18 protein-coding genes are annotated in these 18684 nt (G+C 67.5%); 14 read left to right on the forward strand and 4 right to left on the reverse strand.

Features of this window, described 5'->3' with window-relative positions; genetic code table 11:
- The first annotated feature begins 228 nt into the window (after positions 1-228).
- From L0976_RS07730 to L0976_RS07760, 7 genes are all read left to right on the forward strand, one after another.
- Positions 229-1848, forward strand: coding sequence for a benzoate-CoA ligase family protein (locus L0976_RS07730; protein WP_234186812.1), 1620 nt, complete (start codon positions 229-231; stop codon positions 1846-1848).
- A 1-nt stretch (position 1849) separates the two neighbouring features.
- Positions 1850-2686, forward strand: a complete 837-nt coding sequence (gene kynA / locus L0976_RS07735) for a tryptophan 2,3-dioxygenase (protein ID WP_234186813.1) — start codon at positions 1850-1852, stop codon at positions 2684-2686.
- A 40-nt stretch (positions 2687-2726) separates the two neighbouring features.
- On the forward strand, positions 2727-3863 hold the full coding sequence (locus tag L0976_RS07740) for an ABC transporter substrate-binding protein (protein WP_234186814.1): 1137 nt from the start codon (positions 2727-2729) through the stop codon (positions 3861-3863).
- 95 nt (positions 3864-3958) lie between these two features.
- Positions 3959-4879: a branched-chain amino acid ABC transporter permease gene (locus L0976_RS07745; protein WP_234186815.1), complete on the forward strand. Its 921-nt coding sequence runs from the start codon at positions 3959-3961 to the stop codon at positions 4877-4879.
- A gap of 7 nt (positions 4880-4886) precedes the next feature.
- Positions 4887-5858 carry a branched-chain amino acid ABC transporter permease gene (locus L0976_RS07750; RefSeq protein WP_234186816.1) on the forward strand — a complete coding sequence of 324 codons (972 nt, stop codon included), beginning with the start codon at positions 4887-4889 and terminating at the stop codon, positions 5856-5858.
- Positions 5851-6600, forward strand: a complete 750-nt coding sequence (locus L0976_RS07755) for an ABC transporter ATP-binding protein (RefSeq protein ID WP_234186817.1) — start codon at positions 5851-5853, stop codon at positions 6598-6600. The genes L0976_RS07750 and L0976_RS07755 overlap by 8 nt, the downstream gene beginning before the upstream one ends.
- The gene (locus L0976_RS07760; RefSeq protein ID WP_203317067.1) at positions 6597-7283 is read left to right on the forward strand and encodes an ABC transporter ATP-binding protein; all 687 of its coding nucleotides are present in this window, start codon (positions 6597-6599) and stop codon (positions 7281-7283) included. Before L0976_RS07755 ends, L0976_RS07760 begins: the two co-directional genes overlap by 4 nt.
- Before the next feature lie 14 nt (positions 7284-7297).
- Here the strand turns inward: L0976_RS07760 and kynU are convergent, their stop codons facing one another.
- The 4 genes from kynU to L0976_RS07780 all read right to left on the reverse strand — a co-directional run bounded on the left by kynU (position 7298) and on the right by L0976_RS07780 (position 11319).
- Entirely contained in the window at positions 7298-8545 is a 1248-nt protein-coding gene (gene kynU, locus L0976_RS07765; protein ID WP_234186818.1) for a kynureninase, read from the reverse strand.
- Positions 8546-8559: 14 nt separating this feature from the next.
- Complete coding sequence (locus L0976_RS07770; protein WP_234186819.1) at positions 8560-9483, reverse strand: ABC transporter permease; 924 nt, start codon at positions 9481-9483, stop codon at positions 8560-8562.
- 5 nt (positions 9484-9488) lie between these two features.
- On the reverse strand, positions 9489-10268 hold the full coding sequence (locus tag L0976_RS07775; RefSeq protein ID WP_234186820.1) for an ABC transporter ATP-binding protein: 780 nt from the start codon (positions 10266-10268) through the stop codon (positions 9489-9491).
- 64 nt (positions 10269-10332) lie between these two features.
- Positions 10333-11319 carry an ABC transporter substrate-binding protein gene (locus L0976_RS07780; RefSeq protein ID WP_234186821.1) on the reverse strand — a complete coding sequence of 329 codons (987 nt, stop codon included), beginning with the start codon at positions 11317-11319 and terminating at the stop codon, positions 10333-10335.
- Between the two features lie 159 nt (positions 11320-11478).
- On the opposite strand from L0976_RS07780, the gene L0976_RS07785 reads away from it, so the two are divergent.
- The 7 genes from L0976_RS07785 to L0976_RS07815 all read left to right on the forward strand — a co-directional run bounded on the left by L0976_RS07785 (position 11479) and on the right by L0976_RS07815 (position 18683).
- Entirely contained in the window at positions 11479-12243 is a 765-nt protein-coding gene (locus L0976_RS07785) for a GntR family transcriptional regulator (RefSeq protein ID WP_234186822.1), read from the forward strand.
- A 102-nt stretch (positions 12244-12345) separates the two neighbouring features.
- Positions 12346-12870, forward strand: a complete 525-nt coding sequence (locus tag L0976_RS07790; RefSeq protein WP_203317073.1) for a MarR family winged helix-turn-helix transcriptional regulator — start codon at positions 12346-12348, stop codon at positions 12868-12870.
- Between the two features lie 178 nt (positions 12871-13048).
- Positions 13049-15367, forward strand: a complete 2319-nt coding sequence (locus tag L0976_RS07795) for a bifunctional salicylyl-CoA 5-hydroxylase/oxidoreductase (RefSeq protein WP_234186823.1) — start codon at positions 13049-13051, stop codon at positions 15365-15367.
- Entirely contained in the window at positions 15364-16134 is a 771-nt protein-coding gene (locus L0976_RS07800) for an SDR family NAD(P)-dependent oxidoreductase (RefSeq protein WP_234186824.1), read from the forward strand. The genes L0976_RS07795 and L0976_RS07800 overlap by 4 nt, the downstream gene beginning before the upstream one ends.
- Before the next feature lie 11 nt (positions 16135-16145).
- Positions 16146-16988 carry an enoyl-CoA hydratase family protein gene (locus tag L0976_RS07805; RefSeq protein ID WP_234186825.1) on the forward strand — a complete coding sequence of 281 codons (843 nt, stop codon included), beginning with the start codon at positions 16146-16148 and terminating at the stop codon, positions 16986-16988.
- Between the two features lie 2 nt (positions 16989-16990).
- Positions 16991-18178 carry an acyl-CoA dehydrogenase family protein gene (locus tag L0976_RS07810; RefSeq protein ID WP_234186826.1) on the forward strand — a complete coding sequence of 396 codons (1188 nt, stop codon included), beginning with the start codon at positions 16991-16993 and terminating at the stop codon, positions 18176-18178.
- A gap of 109 nt (positions 18179-18287) precedes the next feature.
- Positions 18288-18683: a RidA family protein gene (locus L0976_RS07815; protein ID WP_203317078.1), complete on the forward strand. Its 396-nt coding sequence runs from the start codon at positions 18288-18290 to the stop codon at positions 18681-18683.
- Position 18684 lies beyond the last annotated feature (1 nt).

The raw sequence follows: 18684 nt of genomic DNA on the forward strand, positions 1-18684 counted from the left end.
TAGGCTTGAAATGATTTTTGGCAGATGCGATGCTGCTCCATGTTCAGCGCAGAAGTGGAGGTCTTCGCTGTGCCCATCACCATCGATGACGCTTCCCGCGCGACGACCCGGTCCGTCGGCGACGGCCCGGCGAAAGCGCGCCCGGCCGGAGGGATCCGCGCGACCACGCATATCCAGTCGAAAAAGCCTGCGCGACAGGCAGGACATGAACAGGGGAATAGCCGCCACATGCTTGGACCGACCGCACATGTCGATACGTTCACCCGCGACAACCTTCCGCCGCCCGGGGAATGGCCGGATTTCCTGCTTGAGGGCTTCGACTATCCCGACCGCCTCAACGCCGCCGTCGAACTGACGGACGCTTTGGTGGCCAAGGGCTTCGGCGACCGGATCGCACTGATCGGCAACGGACGGCGCCGCACCTACAAGGAACTGTCCGACTGGACGAACCGGCTGGCGCATGCGCTCGTCGAGAACTACGGCGTGAGGCCGGGCAATCGCGTCCTGATCCGCTCGGCCAACAATCCGGCCATGGTCGCCTGCTGGCTCGCCGCCACAAAGGCCGGCGCCGTCGTCGTCAACACGATGCCGATGCTGCGCGCCGGGGAACTGGGCAAGATCGTCGACAAGGCCGAGATCGCGCTTGCGCTCTGCGATACGCGCCTCATGGACGAGATGATCGCCTGCGCCAAGGACAGCCGCCACCTCAGGCAGGTCGTCGGCTTCGACGGGACCGCGAACCACGATGCCGAGCTCGACCGGGCCGCGCTCGACAAGCCGGTCGTCTTCGAGGCCGTGCAGACGGGACGGGACGACGTGGCGCTGCTCGGCTTCACCTCCGGCACGACCGGCGTGCCGAAGGCGACCATGCATTTCCACCGCGACCTGATGGCGGTCGCCGACAGCTATGCCCGGGAAGTCCTCAACGTGACGCCCGACGACGTCTTCGTCGGCTCGCCGCCGCTCGCCTTCACCTTCGGCCTCGGCGGCCTTGCGATCTTCCCGCTGCGTTTCGGCGCGACGGCGACGCTGCTCGAGCAGGCGACGCCCGCGCTGATGGTGGAGATCATCGAGACCTACAAGGCGACGATCTCGTTCACGGCCCCGACAGCCTATCGCGCCATGCTGAAGGCGATGTATGCCGGCGCGGACCTGTCGTCGCTCCGCGTCGCGGTCTCCGCCGGCGAGACGCTGCCCGGCCCGGTCTTCGACGAATGGATCGGGAAGACGGGCAAGCCGATCCTCGACGGGATCGGCTCGACGGAAATGCTGCACATCTTCATCTCCAACCGCTTCGAGGACTTGAAGCCCGCCTCGACGGGAAAGCCCGTCGGCGGCTACGAGGCGAGGATCGTCGACGAGGAGATGCGCGAGGTGCCGCGCGGCACGATCGGCCGGCTCGCGGTGCGCGGCCCGACCGGCTGCCGCTACATGGCGGATGCCCGCCAGCGCGAATATGTCCGCGACGGCTGGAATCTCACCGGCGACGCCTTCCTGCAGGACGAGGACGGCTTCTTCCATTTCGCCGCCCGCTCGGACGACATGATCGTGACGTCGGGCTACAATGTCGCCGGTCCCGAGGTCGAGGCCGCGCTGATCGCGCATCCCGACGTCTCCGAATGCGCCGTTGTCGGCGCGCCGGACAGCGAGCGCGGCCAGATCATCGAGGCCCATGTCGTGCTGGTGGCGGGCGTCGCGGCGGACGAGGCGACGGTCCGGCGCCTGCAGGACCATGTGAAGGCGACGATCGCGCCCTACAAGTATCCGCGCTCGATCAGGTTCCTGGATGCCCTGCCCAAGACCGCGACAGGCAAGATCCAGCGGTTCCGCCTGCGGTCGGGAAACTGAGATGAGCAAACCCTACGACCCCTCGAAGGAAGGCGCGCAGATGTCGTTCGAGGGACGCATGTCCTATAGCGACTATCTCCGGCTGGAGACCGTCCTGACGGCGCAGGCGCCGCTCTCGACGGCGCATGACGAGATGCTCTTCATCATCCAGCACCAGACGTCCGAACTCTGGATGAAGCTTGCCCTCCACGAGATCGAGGCGGCGATCCGCTCGATCCGGCAGGACAGGCTGGAGCCGGCCTTCAAGATGCTGACGCGGGTCGCCCGCATCTTCGAGCAGCTCAACAGCGCCTGGGACGTGCTGCGCACGATGACGCCGAGCGAATACACGCAGTTCCGCGAATCGCTCGGCCAGTCCTCGGGCTTCCAGTCCTGGCAGTACCGGGCGATCGAGTTCCTCGCCGGCAACCGGAACCTCGCCATGCTGCGCCCGCACGCGCACCGTCCCGACATCATGGAGAAGCTGGAGGCGATCCTTGCCGCTCCCTCCCTCTACGACGAGGCGATCCGGCTTCTGGCGCGCAGCGGCTTCGATGTCGGCGGCGAGGCGGAACGCGGCGACTGGCGCGAAACGCGCAGCGAGAACGACAAGGTCTTTTCCGCCTGGCAGGCCGTCTACCGCAATCCCGAACGCCACTGGATGCTCTACGAGCTTGCCGAGAAGCTGGTCGACTTCGAGGACTATTTCCGCCGGTGGCGGTTCAACCACGTCACCACCGTCGAGCGCATCATCGGCATGAAGCGCGGGACGGGCGGCACGTCGGGCGCATCCTATCTCAGGAAGATGCTGGAAGTGGAACTCTTCCCCGAGCTATGGCATGTACGTACAGACCTTTGATAGAACGAAATAATAATGGAACCATAAGGAGGAGAACAGCATGAACCGCATTCTGGCAGCCAGCCTCTTCGGCCTCGCGCTCTCGACGTCGGGCCTTGCCCATGCCGAGCCGGTGAAGATCGGCGTGATCACCACGCTTTCGGGCGGCGGCGCGGGACTCGGCATCGACACGCGCGACGCCTTTGCGCTCGCCATCAAGCAGTCGGGCAACACCGATGTCGAGCTGGTGATCGAGGACGATGCCCAGAAGCCGGAACTTGCGGTGCAGATCGCCGAGAAGATGATCCAGGGCGACAAGGTCGACCTCATGACGGGGATCATCTGGTCCAACCTCGCCATGGCCGTCGTGCCGAACGCGGTGGCGCAGGACGTGATCTATCTCTCGCCCAATGCCGGCCCGTCGGCGCTGGCCGGGGCGAACTGCAATGCCAACTACTTCAACGTCGCCTACCAGAACGACAATTTCCACGAGGCGATGGGCCAGTACGCCAACACGGACTACAAGAACACCTTCATCCTCGCGCCCAACTATCCGGCCGGCAAGGATGCGCTGACCGGCTTCAAGCGCTTCTACAAGGGCACCCTTTCCGGCGAGGTCTATACCCAGGTCGGCCAGACGGACTATGCGGCCGAGATCGCGCAGATCCGCGCCTCGGGGGCCGATTCCGTCTATTTCTTCCTGCCCGGCGGCATGGGCATCGCCTTCATGAAGCAATATGCCCAGTCGGGCGTCGGCATTCCGGTCATGGGCCCGAGCTTCTCCTTCGACCAGGACGTTCTGCCCGCCGTCGGCGACGCGGCCCTCGGCGTGAAGAATTCCGCGAGCTGGTCGCCGGACCTCGACAACGCGGCCAGCAAGGCGTTCGTCGAAAGCTTCAAGGCCGAATACGACCGCCTGCCGTCGATCTACGCGGCGCAGAGCTGGGACACGGCGAACCTCATCCTTTCCGCGCTATCCAAGGCGAGCGTCAAGGACAAGGACGCCTTCCGCGCGGCGCTCAAGGCCGCGGACTTCAAGTCCGTGCGCGGCGAATTCGCCTTCAACAACAACAACCATCCGATCCAGAACATCTATGTCCGCGAAGTGGTGAAGGATGGCGATGTCCTGACCAACAGGATCATCGGAACCGCCTTCGAGCATCACAAGGACGCCTACGCCGAGCAGTGCGGCCTGTAACGCCCTTGCATGCCTGACCGTCCGGGCCCCGGCGCTTCGCCGATGCCCGGGCGGCGGCCCTGACGCGATCCCGACCCGAAGCCTGGACCGACGCCGTGTTCACCGCACTCCTGATCGAACAACTGCTCAACGGACTTCAGCTCGGCGTGATGCTGTTTCTGATGGCCGCCGGCCTGACGCTGATCTTCGGCGTCATGGGCCTCATCAACCTCGCGCACGGTTCGCTCTACATGGTCGGCGCCTTCGCCTGCGCGACGGTCGCGGCGGCCACCGGTTCCTTCTGGCTGGGCCTCATAGCCAGCCTCACGGCCGCCGCCGGCGTCGGCGCGCTCATCGAGGTCGCCGTCATCCGCCGGCTCTACGACCGCGACCATCTCGACCAGGTGCTCGCCACCTTCGCCCTGATCCTGATCCTGTCGGAAGGCACGCGCTGGCTCTTCGGCTCCTTTCCGCTCTATCTCGACATTCCAGGGCAGCTCCAGGGGGCGGTGCCGCTGCCGGGCGGCGGCCGGTACCAGCTCTACCGGCTGGCGATCATCGCCGTCGGCATCGCGGTCGCCGCCGGGCTCTATCTCCTCATTTCCCGGACCCGGCTCGGCATGCGAATCCGCGCGGGCGAATCCGACCGCGAGATGATCGCCGCCCTCGGCGTCGACATCGGCACGCTCTATACCGTCGTCTTCGCGCTCGGCGCGGCGCTGGCGGGCCTTGCCGGCGCCCTCGTCGGCGCGCTCCAGTCGGTGCAGGTCGGCATGGGCGAGCCGGTGCTGATCCTCGCCTTCGTCGTCATCGTGATCGGCGGCATCGGCTCCATCAAGGGCGCCCTTGTCGGCGCCGTCATCGTCGGCGTCATCGACACGATGGGCCGTTTCCTGCTTCCCTCGCTGCTCGCGCTGGCGATGCCGGCCTCGCAGGCCACGACGATCGGCGCGGCGCTTGCCTCGATGCTGATCTATGTCGTCATGGCCCTCATCCTCGCCTTCCGGCCGAGCGGCCTGTTCGCGGCGCAGTCGTGAGGTGCTCATGAGCCGCGAAACCGCCGTCAACCTCATGCTCGCCTTCCTTCTCCTCGGCTTCCCGCTCGTCGCGGCCGGGATGGGCGAGCCCTTCTACGTGACGCTCGCCACCCGTGTCGCCGTGCTCGCGCTCGCCGCTACCGGCCTCAACCTGGCGCTGGGCCTCGGTGGCCTGCTCTCCTTCGGGCATGCCGCCTTCTTCGGCCTCGGCGGCTATGCCGCGGGGATTCTGGCGACGCACGCCTTCAATGCCGAGCCGCTGGTCGCGGGCATTCCCGCAACGACGTCGATGCCGCTCATCTGGCTGGTCGCCGTCGCGGTCGCCGGGCTCGTCGCCCTGCCGATCGGCGCGATCAGCCTGCGCACGACAGGCGCCTACTTCATCATGATCACGCTCGCCTTCGCGCAGATGATCTATTATTTCGCGATCTCCTGGCCGGCCTATGGCGGCGAGGACGGCCTGTCGATCTATGTGCGCAATGCCTTTCCCGGCATCAATACGGCGCAGCCGCTGCCCTATTTCCTGGTCTGCTACGCCGTTCTCATGGCAATGCTCCTGCTGTTCCGCCTCGTCGCCGGCTCGCGCTTCGGCAGCGCGCTTGCGGCCGCACGGCAGAACGGCACGCGCCTTGCCGCCGTCGGCATCCAGCCGTTCCGCATCCGGCTCGTCGCCTTCATCCTTTCCGCCATGGTCACCGGGCTTGCCGGCGCGCTCTACGCCGACCTCAACCGGTTCGTCGGCCCGTCCATGCTGTCCTGGCACATGTCGGGCGAGCTCATCGTCCTCATCGTCCTCGGCGGCAAGGGCCGGCTCTTCGGGCCGGTCGCGGGGGCGATGATCTTCGTCTGCCTCGAATACGTTCTCGGCGGCATCACCGAGCGCTGGCAGTTCTTCCTCGGCCTCATCCTGCTCGGCATCGTGCTTTTCGCGCGCGGCGGGCTGCTCGGCCTCCTTTCGGGAAGGCCGCGCCATGTCTGAGCCCGTTCTCGAAATCCGCGACCTGCGCAAGTCCTTCGACGCGCTGAAGGCGACCGACGGGGTGAGCCTTGATCTCCATCCCGGCCAGATCCATGCGCTGATCGGCCCGAACGGCGCGGGCAAGAGCACGCTCATCCACCAGATCGCCGGCTCGCTGAAGGCCGACAGCGGCACGATCCGCTTCCTCGACAAGGACATCGGCGGGCTCGACATGGCCGCGCGGGCGCGAATGGGCCTTGCGCGCAGCTTCCAGATCTCTTCGCTCGCCCAGGAATTCTCCGCCCTGCGCAATGTCATGCTGGCGGTGCAGGCGCGGCAGGGCAGCAGTTTCCGCTTCTTCAGGCAGGTGGCGGGCGACGGGGATCTGACCGGGCCGGCAATGGCCATGCTGGAGCGCGCCGGCCTTGCCGCCCGCGCCCATGTGCCGGCGGCGGAGCTCTCCCATGGCGAGCGACGGCAGCTCGAAATCGCCATCGCACTCGCGCTTTCGCCGAAGACCTTCCTCTTCGACGAGCCGATGGCGGGCATGGGGCCGGAAGGCTCCCGGCAACTGACGTCGTTCCTCGACGGCCTGCGCCACGAGGCGCCGATGCTGCTGGTCGAGCACGACATGGACGCGGTCTTCGCGCTGGCCGACCGCGTCTCCGTCCTCGTCTACGGCCGGATCATCGCGACGGGCACGGTGGACGAGATCCGCCGCGATCCCGACGTGCGCCGCGCCTATCTCGGAGACGCCGCATGAGCCTCCTCGAAATCAAGGGCCTCGAAACGTTCTACGGCGCCTCGCAGGCGCTCTTCGGCGTTGATCTCGATGTGCGCGAAGGCGAGGTTGTCGCCCTCATGGGGCGCAACGGCATGGGCAAGACGACGACGATCAACTCGATCATCGGCCTCCTGCGCCCGCGCGCCGGCTCCATAGGCTTTTCGGGCCGGGCGATCGCGGGCATGCGGCCGCACCGTATCGCACGGCTCGGCCTCGGCCTCGTTCCCGAGGGGCGGCGCTGCTTTCCCAACCTGACGGTTCTGGAGAACCTCGTGGCCACGGCCCGCGGCAGCGAGTGGACCTTCGGCAAGGTCGTCGATCTTTTCCCGCGCCTCGGCGAGCGGCGCGACCAGTATGCCAGCACGCTCTCGGGCGGCGAGCAGCAGATGCTCGCCATCGGCCGCGCGCTGATGACCAATCCCCGCCTGCTCGTCCTCGACGAGGCAACGGAAGGCCTCGCCCCGGTGATCCGGCAGGATATCTGGTCGGCGATCCGCACGCTGAAGGCCGCCGGCCAGTCTATCCTCGTCGTCGACAAGACGCTCGCGGAACTCCTGCCCGTGGCCGACCGGTGCTTCGTGCTGGAAAAGGGTGCGACGGTCTTCGAAGGCCCGCCGGCGGCGCTGACGCCGGCGCTGCAGGACCGCTATCTCGGCGTCTGACCGGTTCCCGCCGATCAGGTCACCGCGGCCCGGACGGCGAAGCGGGCGTCCCGCCATGTTCCCGTGCGCAGGATGTCCTCCAGGATCTCGACCGCCCGCCACACGTCGGCATAGCCGACATAGAGCGGCGTGAAGCCGAAGCGCATGGTCGAGGGCGCGCGGAAATCGCCGATGACGCCGCGGGCGATCAGCGCCTGCATGATCTCGTAGCTGTTCGGGTGGCGGAACGAGACCTGGCTGCCGCGCCGTGCCGGATCGCGCGGGCTTTCCAGTTCGAGGCCGTGGCCGGCGCATTTTTCCTCGACGAGCGTGATGAAGAGGTCCGTGAGTCGGAGGCTCTTCTCGCGCAACGCGGTCATGTCGACCTCGTCCCAGATGTCGAGCGCGCCCTTCAGCGCGCGAAGCGAGAGGATCGGCTGCGTGCCGCACAAAAAGCGGCGGATGCCGTCGCCCGCCGCATAGCGTGTCTCGAAGGCGAAGGGCCGCGCATGGCCCCACCAGCCGGTGAGCGGCTGCCGGATGCCGCCATGATGCCGCGCGGCGGCATAGATGAAGGCCGGCGAGCCCGGGCCGCCGTTCAGGTACTTGTAGGTGCAGCCGACGGCGAAATCGACGCTTGCCCCGTCGAGGTCGACCGGCAGGGCGCCGGCCGTGTGGCAGAGGTCCCAGATGACCAGCGCGCCGTTGTCGTGCGCCTTGCGCGTCAGCGCCGCCATGTCGCGCAGTTCGCCGGTCTTGTAGTTGACATGGTTGACGAGCACCACGGCGACGTCGCCGTCGATCAGCGCCTCGATGGCGGGCGCGTCGACGCCTTCGAGCCGCAGCGAAGCGCCCGGCCGGGTCGAGACCACGCCCTCGGCCATGTAGATGTCGGTCGGGAAGCTGCTGCCCTCCGTGACGATGACGGAGCGGTCCGGCCGCAGCGCCATGGCAGCGTGCAGGGCCTTGTAGATGTTGATCGACGTGGTGTCGCAGACGACCGTCTGGCCGGCCGCCGCCCCGACCAGCCGCCCGACCCGGTCGCCGAGGTCCAGCGGCATGTCGAACCAGCCCGCCGTGTTCCAGCTCCGGATGAGATCCTGGCCCCATTCCTCCTCCGCCGCCCTGCGAAGCTCGGCGAAGGCGGCGGTCGAGGCGACGCCGAGGGAGTTGCCGTCGAGATAGATGAGATCGGGCGGCAGGATGAAGCGGTCGCGAAGCGGGCGCAGCGCATCGGCGGCATCCATGGCCTCGATGGCGGCGAAATCAGGAAGTGCGGTCATCGGCGGTCCTTGCTTTATTCACGGACGGTTTCGCGGGCGGGCGCCGGCCCGCGGCTCCGCTTGAGGCTCGGCAGGGCCAGCATGGCGAGGACGAAGAGACCGGTCGCCAGCTTCAGGTCCGGCGGCGGCATGCCGGCGGCAAGGCAGAAGGAGACGAGCTGGTAATAGACGACGGCGCCGACGAAGGGCGCGGCGAGCTGGCGCGGCACGCTGCCCTTGCCGACGATGGCTTCGCCGATCATCAGCGCGGCAAGCCCGTTGATCAGGATGCCGAGGCCCATATTGACGTCGGCAAAGCCCTGCGACTGCACCATCAGCGCGCCGCCGGCCGCCGAGAAGGCGCCGGCAAGCCCGACGCCGCCGATCGTGGCGAGCCAGACATTGATGCCCTGCGCCTCGGCCATGTCCGGGTTGGCCCCGACCGCGCGCACCGCCGTGCCCTTCTCCGTGCGGAAGAAATAAAGCAGCAGCAGGAAGACGAGGAGGCCGATCCCGCCGGCGACGGCGATCTTGCTGGCGGGAAAGCCCGGCTGCAGGAACGGCGCCCAGTCGAAGACGGTGGCCGACCCGAAGACCGAGAGATTGGAGCGCCCCATGATGCGCAGGTTGATCGAATAGAGCATCGTCATCATCAGGATACCCGCAAGCAGCGTGTGGATGCGGAAGCGCAGATGGATGAAGGCCGTGCAGCAGCCGGCCGCGAAACCCGCCAGAAGGGCGACGGCGATTGCCGCAAGCGGCGACATGCCGGCCGCCATGAGGACGCCGCAGACGCAGCCGCCGAGCGGGAACGCGCCCTCGCTGGTCAGGTCCGGGAAGCTCAGCATGCGGAACGGGATCATGATGCCGAGGACGACGAAGGCGAGGATGAGGCTCTGCGCCAGCGTGACGGGGATGAGCGAGAGGAAGCTCGCGACGGTGTTCTGAAGAAGATCCATGGTCGTCAGCTCGCCAGAAACATGCGGTCGGTCTTGACGGAGAAATGGCCGATCAGGTCCGGGACGGTGATTTCGGCCTTGTCCCTGCCGGCGATCTCCAGGCGCACGCGGCCGGCATCGAGCATGACGACCCGGTGGCCGAAGTCCACGGCGTGCTGCATGTTGTGCGTCACCATCAGCGTCGTCAGCCTGAGCGCCTCGACGGTGCGGACGGTCGCCTGCATGACGATGTCGGCCGTGCGCGGATCGAGGGCCGCCGTGTGCTCGTCGAGCAGCAGCAGCTCCGGCGAGCCGCCGACCGCCATGATCAGCGAGAGCGATTGCCGCTGTCCGCCGGACAGCAGCTCCACCCGCGTGTCGAGACGGTTTTCCAGGCCGAGCCCGAGGAGCGAGAGGCGCTCCCTGTAGGACGCGAGCCGCGCCGGGTTGAGCCCGCGGGCGAGGGTCCGCCTCTTGCTCCGGAGCTCAGCCAGCAGCATGTTCTCCGCCACCGTCATGCTGGCGGCGGTGCCGCGCATCGGGTCCTGGAACACGCGGGCGAGCCGCACGGCACGCTTGTGGACGGGCATGGCCGTCACGTCGTCGCCGTTGATGAGCACCGTCCCGGCATCGAGCACCAGCGCCCCGGAAATCGCATTGAGCATGCTGCTCTTGCCCGCGCCGTTCGAGCCGATGACGACGCCGAATTCACCTGTTTCGAGACGCAGGCTGAGACCGTCGAGCGCGATCTTCTCATCCGCCTGTCCCTTGTAGAACACCTTGCGGGCCGACCTGATTTCCAGCATTGGCTCCCCCCTTTTTATGGACGGCGGCGCTTTCGGCGCCGCCGTCTGTTGGACCCCGCGTCGGTCAGTCGATCACGCAGCCGCAATCGGCGAGCGAGCCTGGGACTTCGACGCCGAAGGCGGCCAGGGTCTTCTTCGAGATCAGCGGCTGGTGATCCTCATAGGCCGGGCGCCACGGGGCGATGGACTTCGGGTCCTTGCCCTTGAGGATTTCCGCGGCGATGCGGCCGGCATGGAGGCCGACCTGCTCGTAGTTCACGGCGAAGCTGGCCGGCACGACACCGTCGCGGACGGCGCCGTCGTCGGAATTGACGATCGGGATCTGCGCCTGGCGGGCGGCGGCCGAGACGGCGGCGATCGCCGGCTGGAGCAGGTTGGAGGCCGGCGTGTAGATCACGTCGGCCTTGCCGGCGAAGGAGGCGATGCGCTGCTGGATGTCGTTGACATTGTCGACGCCGACGGCCACGACCTCGAAGCCGGCCGCGGGCGCGGCCTCCCTGATCTTGTCGAGCAGCGCCGTGTCGTTCGCCTCGCCGGGATTGTAGGGCACGCCGAAGCGCTTGGCCTCGGGCAGGAGCTTGCGGGTGAAGGCCATGACGGCGGCCACGTCCTGAAGGTCCGTCGCCCCGGTCATGCCGTCGTCGCCGGCCTCCCAGGAGGGCACCAGCTTGGCGGCCACCGGATCGGTGACGGCGGAAAAGACGACGGGGATGCCGGAGCCGGCAAGGGCCTTCTTGGCGATCTGCGAGACCGGCGTGGTGATCGTGTAGATCAGCTTCGGCTGCTCGGCCTGCAGCTTGGCGATCATCTGCGGAACGAGCGATGCGTCGAAATTGGTATGGCTTTCGGTATAGACGACGTCGGTTCCCTCGACGAAGCCGTTCTCCGACAGCGCCTTCTTGAAGCCGGTGATCGATGCGCTGAGCTGCGGGTGCTCGCCGAAATTGGCGATGCCGATGCGGATCGGCTCCGCAGCCGCCGTTGCCGCACCCCATGCGAGGGCCCCGGCGACGACCAGTCCCGAAAGCCACGTCTTCTCAAGCCTGCTCATGAATCCCTCCCAGATCTGACAAGCGCCCGCCGTCCTCCGGCGGCGTACCCGGATCATGACGGTGCTCGGAAATCTTGTCAAACTAATATATATATTTCACTCAAGATGGCTGAAGTATATATATTTGTCTCGATCAGATGCAGGCGCTAAGGAAACTCGATGCAAGATCAAGGGCAGTCGACCAAAACCGAATCCGCCTACCGGCTCCTGCGGCGCGACATTCTCGCGACGCGGCTGAGGCCGGGCGCGCCGATGAAGCTGGGCGCGCTGCGCGACCGGTACGAGATCGGCTGGACGCCGCTGCGCGAGGCGCTGTCGCGGCTGGAGGCCGAGGGGCTCGTCACCGCCGTCAGCAATCGCGGCTTCGCGGTCGCCCCCGTCTCGCGCGCGGCGCTGGAGGACCTTACCCGCGCCCGCATGGCCGTCGAGATCCCGCTTCTGCTCGAATCCATCGAGAACGGCGGCAGCGAATGGGAATCGGCGGTCGTGACAGCGCATTACCGGCTGTCGCGCTGTACCCTGTCCGTCGAAAGCGCCACCGAAAGCCAGATCGACGAATGGGACGAAAAGCACGCCGTCTTCCATGCGGCGCTGGTGGGCGCGGCGCGGTCGAGCTGGCTTGCCCGTTTCCAGCAGACGATTTCCGACCAGATGCGCCGCCACCACCGCTTCCTCAGCCTCGCGCCGACGCTGCGCGCGGCCGAGGGCATGCACGAAGGCTACCGCGAAGCCGTCGCGGCCCTGCACGACGCCATGGCGATCGCGCACCATACCGAACTGATGGAGGCGGCGCTCGACCGGGATGCCGCGCGCGCCCGGACGCTGATGGAGGCCCATATCGGCTTCACGATCGACGTCTACGCTCGGTCCGAGGATGGCGGCCATGCCGCGCCTGCGGCACCGAAGGCCCGTGCGTCGAAATGACGGCAGGGCATGCGGCCTGTCCAAGCGCGGCAAACATCTCTAAAAGACGAGGGAGCGCAGCGACTTTCGCCTGTCGCGAAGGATAGGAAGCGGACGTTTGGAATGACGGGTAACGACACGTTCGACATCGCGCCGGGCTGGGTGGATGGCGAAACCAAGGCTCTCGAGGCGCCGAACGATCATCGCGCCGAGCTTCGCCTCTGGCTGCGCCTGCTGACCTGCACGACCCTTGTCGAGAGCGAGGTCCGGCGCCGGCTCCGCGAGGAATTCGATTCGACGCTGCCGCGTTTCGACCTGATGGCCCAGCTCGAGCGCGCGCCTGACGGCATGGTGCTCGGCGAGGTCTCCAAGCGCATGATGGTCTCGCCGGGCAACATCACGGTCCTGGTGGAGCGGCTGACGGAGAGCGGCCATATCAGCCGCACGACCCTGCAGACGGACCGGCGCGTGCAGGTGATCGCCCTGACGCCGTTCGGCCGCGCCGAATTCGAGAAGATGGCGGCGCGGCATGCCGACTGGATCTCCGAGCTTTTCGCGGGCCTTGCCGCGAAGGAGGGCGGCGTGCTGATGGACGAGCTCGCCAAGCTCAAACGGTCCATCGTCGCGTCCCTTGCCCGGGGCGCCTGAGGCGCCTCCTCCTTCATCGCCGCTGCGGTCTATGCCGGATTGACGGGGCGTCGTCGCGCCGAAAACAATTTTAAGCTTGAAATTTATTCCGAACGAGTCCACGCTACCTTTCGCGGTGCGGGTTGCCGGCAGACGGTATCCGGCGCCGCGCGCGGCCGGACCTCGGGAGGAGAACGACATGCGGATCGTCTGTATCGGTGGTGGGCCGGCAGGGCTTTATTTCGCGCTTCTGATGAAGCGACAGCACCCGGAGCACCACATCACGGTCGTCGAGCGCAACCGGCCCTTCGACACTTTCGGCTGGGGCGTGGTCTTCTCGGATGCGACCATGCAGTCGATGCGCCAATGGGATCCGCAGACGGCGGAGGCCATCGAGGTCTCCTTCAACCATTGGGACGACATCGAGCTGGTTTTCAAGGGCCGCAAGATCCGCACGACCGGCCACGGCTTCGTCGGCATCGGCCGCCGCAAGATGCTCAATATCCTACAGGACCGCTGCCTGGAACTGGGTGTCGAACTCGCCTTCGAGCGCGACGTGGAAAGCGATAAGGAGTTTCCCGACGCGGACCTCGTGATCGCCGCCGATGGGGTCAATTCGCGCATCCGCAACGAATATGCCGACGTCTTCCGGCCCGAGATGGTCATGCGGCCGAACCGCTACATCTGGCTCGGCACGGACAAGCTCTTCGACGCCTTCACCTTCGATTTCCAGCGCACCGGGCACGGCTGGTTCCAGGCGCATATCTACCGTTTCGACGAGACGACCTCGACCTTCATCGTCGAGACCACGGACGAGGTCTACAAGGCCCACGGGCTCGACCGGATGGACCAGGAACAGTCCATCGCCTTCTGCGAAGACCTCTTCGCCGGCACGCTGGACGGCCACCGGCTGATGACCAATGCGCGGCACCTGCGCGGTTCGGCCTGGCTGAACTTCGGCCGGCTGATCTGCGGGAAGTGGAGCCATTTCAACGGCCGGAGCCATGTGGTCCTGATGGGCGACAGCGCGCATACGGCCCATTTCGCCATCGGTTCCGGCACCAAGCTCGCCATCGACGATGCGATCGAGCTGACCCGGCAGTTCGACCTTCTCGGCCATGACACGGCGCACATCCCCGCCGTGCTCGCCGCCTACGAGGAGGTGCGCCGCGTGGATGTCGCGCGCATCCAGAACGCCGCGCGCAATGCCATGGAGTGGTTCGAGGTCGTCGGCACGCGCTATGCCGACACGCTGGAGCCCGAGCAGTTCATGTATTCGATGCTGACCCGCTCGCAGCGCATCAGCCACGAGAACCTTCGCCTGCGCGACAGGGACTGGCTCGAAGGCTTCGAGCGCTGGTTCGCCGCCCGGGCAGGGGTTGAGCCCGGGGAAAACGGCGCGGTGCCGCCGCCGATGTTCACGCCCTTCACGCTGCGCGGCCTGACGCTGGCGAACCGCATCGTGGTCTCGCCCATGGCGATGTATTCGGCGACGGACGGCATTCCGAACGATTTCCATCTCGTGCATCTCGGCGCGCGCGCCATGGGCGGTGCGGCGCTGGTCTTTCCCGAAATGACCTGCGTCTCGCCCGATGCGCGCATCACGCCCGGCTGCCTCGGCCTGTGGAACGACGAGCAGCAGCAGGCCTTCGCGCGCATCGTCGATTTCGTCCATCGCCAGACGCCCGCGAAGATCGGCATCCAGCTCGGCCATGCGGGGCGGAAGGGCGCGACGAAGCTGGCCTGGGAGGGGATCGACCAGCCGCTCGCCGAGGGCGCCTGGCCGCTTCTCTCGGCCTCGGCCCTGCCGTATCTCCCCCATTCCCAGACGCCGCGCGAAATGACCCGCGCCGACATGGATCGCGTCACCGGGGATTTCGTCAAGGCGGCCGAACGGGCGCGCGACATCGGCTTCGACATGCTGGAGCTGCATGTGGCGCACGGCTATCTGCTGTCGAGCTTCCTGTCGCCGCTGACCAACCGGCGCACCGACCTCTATGGCGGCGACCATGCGGCGCGCGCCCGCTTTCCGCTCGAAGTGTTCCAGGCGATCCGCGCCGTCTGGCCCGAGGACAGGCCGATCTCCGTGCGCCTGTCGACGCATGACTGGCACGAGGGCGGCAACACCCCGGAGGATGCCGCCATCTTCGCGCGTCTCTTCAAGGAGGCCGGCGCGGACATGATCGACTGCTCGTCCGGCCAGGTGGTCAAGGAGGAGAAACCGGTCTACGGCCGCCTGTTCCAGACGCCCTTCTCCGACAAGATCCGCAACGAGATCCAGGTCCCCACCATCGCCGTCGGGGCGATCTCGGAAGCCGACCACGCCAATTCGATCATCGCGGCCGGCCGCGCCGACCTCTGCGCCATCGCCCGGCCGCATCTGGCCGACCCGTCCTTCGTCATGCACGAGGCGGCGAAGATCGGCTATGACGGCCAGCCCTGGCTGAAGCAATATCATTCCGCCCGCGCGCAATATGTGAACAACCTCGCGCGTGCGGCGACGGCGGGCAAGCCATGAGCAGGCGGCATGCCTTCGTTACGGGTGCGGGCAGCGGCATCGGTAGGGCCATCGCGCTGGAGCTCGCTGCCGGCGGCCACGTCGTCAGCCTCGCCGGACGCCGTGCCGGCCCGCTCGAAGCGGTGCGCGATGAGATCCGCGCGGCGGGCGGCGAGGCTTTCGTGCAGGACGGTTTCGATGTCACCGATGCCGGGACCGTCGAAAGCGGCATCGCGGCCGCGATCGAAACGGCCGGCGACATCGCCGTGCTCGTCAATTGCGCCGGCGAGGCACCCTCGGCGCCCTTCGAGAAGACCGATTTCGCGCTCTGGCAGCGCGTGCTCTCCGTCAACCTGACGGGCGTCTATCTGGTGACCCAGGCGGCCCTCGCCTCCGTGCGCCGCGCCGGCAATGGCCGCATCGTCAATGTGGCAAGCACGGCGGGCCTCACCGGATACGCCTATGTCTCGGCCTATTGCGCGTCGAAGCATGGCGTCATCGGCCTGACGCGGGCCCTCGCGCTGGAACTGGCGCGCACCGACGTCACCGTCAACGCCGTCTGCCCCGGCTTCACCGATACGCCGCTCGTCGACAACGCGCTCGATACGATCAGCCGGAAGACCGGCCGCTCGCGCGAGGAGGCGCGCGCCGGCCTCGCACGCGCCAATCCGCAGGGCCGCCTGGTGACGCCGTTCGAGGTGGCCCACACCGTTTCCTGGCTCGCCTCGAAGGGGGCGAGCGCCATCACCGGGCAGGCCATCGCGGTTGCCGGCGGCGAAATACTGTGAAGGAAGACGACATGACGAACCCCATGCAGGCCCGGCAGCGCCCCTTCAGGAATCATGCGGCAAGGCACTTCCTGTTCGAGACGGATGCCGACGGTCGCGTCGCGACGATCACGCTCAACCGCCCGGACAAGAAGAACCCGCTGACCTTCGAGAGCTACGAGGAGCTCGGCGATCTCTTCCGCTCGCTCGCCCGGGCGAGCGATGTGCGTGCGGTGGTGCTGACCGGCGCGAAGGACAATTTCTCCTCCGGCGGCGACGTCTTCGAGATCATCGAACCCCTGACGCGCATGGCGATGCCCGACCTTCTCGCCTTCACCCGCATGACGGGCGAGGTGGTGCGCCAGATGCGCGCCTGCCCCCAGCCGATCGTCGCCGCCGTCGACGGCATCTGCGCCGGGGCCGGCGCTATACTTGCGATGGCCGCCGACTTCCGCATCGCGACGCCGGAGGCGAAGACGGCGTTCCTCTTCACCCGCGTCGGGCTCGCAGGCGCCGACATGGGGGCCTGCGGCATCCTCCCGCGCATCGTCGGGCAGGGCCGCGCCGCCGAGCTCCTCTTCACCGGCCGCGCCATGACGGCGGCGGAGGGCCTGGCCTGGGGCTTCTACAATGCCCTTCACGAGCGCCCTTCGCTGCTTGGCGAGGCGCAGCGCTTCGCCCGCACCATCGCCGACGGCCCCTGGTTCGCCCATGCCATGACGAAGAAGATGCTCGACCAGGAATGGGCGATGGGCATCGACCAGATGATCGAGGCGGAAGCGCAGGCGCAGGCGATCTGCATGGCGACGGGCGACTTCACCCGCGCCTTCAAGGCCTTCGCCGCCAAGGCGCGGCCCGCCTTCGAGGGAAACTGAACATGGCTCCGGAGGCAAAGGCGCCGACGCGCGAGCATCTCGACTGGCCGTTCTTCGATGACGGCCACCGCGCCCTTGCCGCCGAGCTGGACGGCTTCGTCGGCCGCGGGGGGCTGGACGGCATCGACCACGGCGACGTCGACGCCGCGTGCCGGCACCTGGTCGCGGCGCTGGGCGCCGCGGGCCTTCTGCGCCATTGCGTACCGAAGGCATTTGGCGGGGCGAGCGAGGAGATCGACAGCCGCGCGCTTTGCCTGGTCCGCGAGACGCTCGCCTATGTCGACGGGCTTGCCGACTTCGCCTTCGCCATGCAGGGCCTCGGAACGGGGGCAATCAGTCTTTCCGGGTCGCCGGCGCTGAAGGAACAGGTCCTGCCGAGGGTTGCCCGCGGCGAATGGCTTTCCGCCTTCGCGCTTTCCGAGCCCGATGCCGGTTCCGATGTCGCCGCCATGGCCTGTGCGGCCCGGCGCGAGGGGGACGAGTTCGTGCTCGACGGCGAGAAGACCTGGATCTCGAACGGCGGCATCGCCGACGTCTACACGCTCTTCGCCCGCACCGGCGAGGCGCCCGGCACGCGCGGCATCTCCGCCTTCGTCGTCTTCGCCGATACGCCCGGCTTCACCGTCGCCGAGCGGATCGAGACGATCGCGCCCCATCCGCTCGCCCGCATCCGCTTCGAGGCCTGCCGCATCCCCGCCTCGCAGCTTCTCGGAAGCCCGGGCGAGGGGTTCAAGATCGCGATGCGCACGCTCGACATCTTCCGCCCTTCCGTCGCGGCCGCCGCGACCGGTTTTGCCCGCCGCGCGCTCGACGAGGCGGTGGCGCATGCGAAAAGCCGAAGGATGTTCGGCGCCACGCTCGCCGACCTGCCGACCGCCCAGGGCACGCTCGGCGAGATGGCGACCGCCATCGACGCCGCCGCGCTCCTCACCTGCCGCACCGCCTGGCGGCGCGACGTGCAGAAACGGCCGACGACGCGCGAAGCCGCCATGGCGAAGATGACGGCGACGGAGAATGCGCAATGGGTCATCGACCAGGCCCTGCAGCTCTTCGGCGGCCGGGGCGTACGCGCCGGCGAGATCACCGAACGGCTCTACCGCGAAATCCGCGCGCTGCGCATCTACGAGGGGGCGACGGAAGTCCAGAAGCTCATCATCGGCCGCGAGCTGATGAAGGGCGCGGCGCGATAGGTGCCCGCCATGCAGGACCCCGCCCGCCGCGTTTCACGCGACACCCACGCCCTTCCTGCCCGGCCGGATTCTGTCCGCGCCGCACCGACCCATCATCTGGAGACGCCTCATGCACACCATCCTGCAACCTGAAGGCTGGGCACAGCCCATCGGCTACGCCAACGGCGTGGCGGCGACGGGCCGCACGCTTTTCGTCGGCGGCCAGATCGGCTGGAACGAACGCCTGGAATTCGAGACCGACGATTTCGTCGAGCAGGTGCGCCAGACACTGAAGAACGTAGTGGCCGTGCTCGCCGCGGGCGGCGCCGAACCCCGCCACATCACCTCGATGACCTGGTACTTCACCGACAAGCAGGAATATCTCGGCAACCTGCGCGGCATCGGCCAGGCCTATCGCGACATCATCGGCCGGCACTATCCCGCCATGGCGGCGATGCAGGTGGTCGCGCTGGTCGAGGACCGCGCCAAGATCGAGATCCAGGCCACGGCCGTCCTTCCCGAATGAG

Origin of the sequence: Shinella sp. NM-101, from assembly GCF_021401195.1 — a bacterium.
Classification (GTDB): domain Bacteria; phylum Pseudomonadota; class Alphaproteobacteria; order Rhizobiales; family Rhizobiaceae; genus Shinella.

Bases quoted from the DNA above. Each gene is read 5' to 3' on its own strand.
- L0976_RS07740 (WP_234186814.1), top strand. From the start codon at position 2,727: ATGAACCGCATTCTGGCAGCCAGCCTCTTCGGCCTCGCGCTCTCGACG.
- L0976_RS07815 (WP_203317078.1), top strand. From the start codon at position 18,288: ATGCACACCATCCTGCAACCTGAAGGCTGGGCACAGCCCATCGGCTAC.
- L0976_RS07800 (WP_234186824.1), top strand. From the start codon at position 15,364: ATGAGCAGGCGGCATGCCTTCGTTACGGGTGCGGGCAGCGGCATCGGT.
- L0976_RS07760 (WP_203317067.1), top strand. From the start codon at position 6,597: ATGAGCCTCCTCGAAATCAAGGGCCTCGAAACGTTCTACGGCGCCTCG.
- L0976_RS07805 (WP_234186825.1), top strand. From the start codon at position 16,146: ATGACGAACCCCATGCAGGCCCGGCAGCGCCCCTTCAGGAATCATGCG.
- L0976_RS07780 (WP_234186821.1), bottom strand. From the start codon at position 11,319: ATGAGCAGGCTTGAGAAGACGTGGCTTTCGGGACTGGTCGTCGCCGGG.
- kynU (WP_234186818.1), bottom strand. From the start codon at position 8,545: ATGACCGCACTTCCTGATTTCGCCGCCATCGAGGCCATGGATGCCGCC.
- L0976_RS07750 (WP_234186816.1), top strand. From the start codon at position 4,887: ATGAGCCGCGAAACCGCCGTCAACCTCATGCTCGCCTTCCTTCTCCTC.
- kynA (WP_234186813.1), top strand. From the start codon at position 1,850: ATGAGCAAACCCTACGACCCCTCGAAGGAAGGCGCGCAGATGTCGTTC.
- L0976_RS07730 (WP_234186812.1), top strand. From the start codon at position 229: ATGCTTGGACCGACCGCACATGTCGATACGTTCACCCGCGACAACCTT.
- L0976_RS07755 (WP_234186817.1), top strand. From the start codon at position 5,851: ATGTCTGAGCCCGTTCTCGAAATCCGCGACCTGCGCAAGTCCTTCGAC.
- L0976_RS07810 (WP_234186826.1), top strand. From the start codon at position 16,991: ATGGCTCCGGAGGCAAAGGCGCCGACGCGCGAGCATCTCGACTGGCCG.
- L0976_RS07790 (WP_203317073.1), top strand. From the start codon at position 12,346: ATGACGGGTAACGACACGTTCGACATCGCGCCGGGCTGGGTGGATGGC.
- L0976_RS07770 (WP_234186819.1), bottom strand. From the start codon at position 9,483: ATGGATCTTCTTCAGAACACCGTCGCGAGCTTCCTCTCGCTCATCCCC.
- L0976_RS07775 (WP_234186820.1), bottom strand. From the start codon at position 10,268: ATGCTGGAAATCAGGTCGGCCCGCAAGGTGTTCTACAAGGGACAGGCG.
- L0976_RS07785 (WP_234186822.1), top strand. From the start codon at position 11,479: ATGCAAGATCAAGGGCAGTCGACCAAAACCGAATCCGCCTACCGGCTC.
- L0976_RS07795 (WP_234186823.1), top strand. From the start codon at position 13,049: ATGCGGATCGTCTGTATCGGTGGTGGGCCGGCAGGGCTTTATTTCGCG.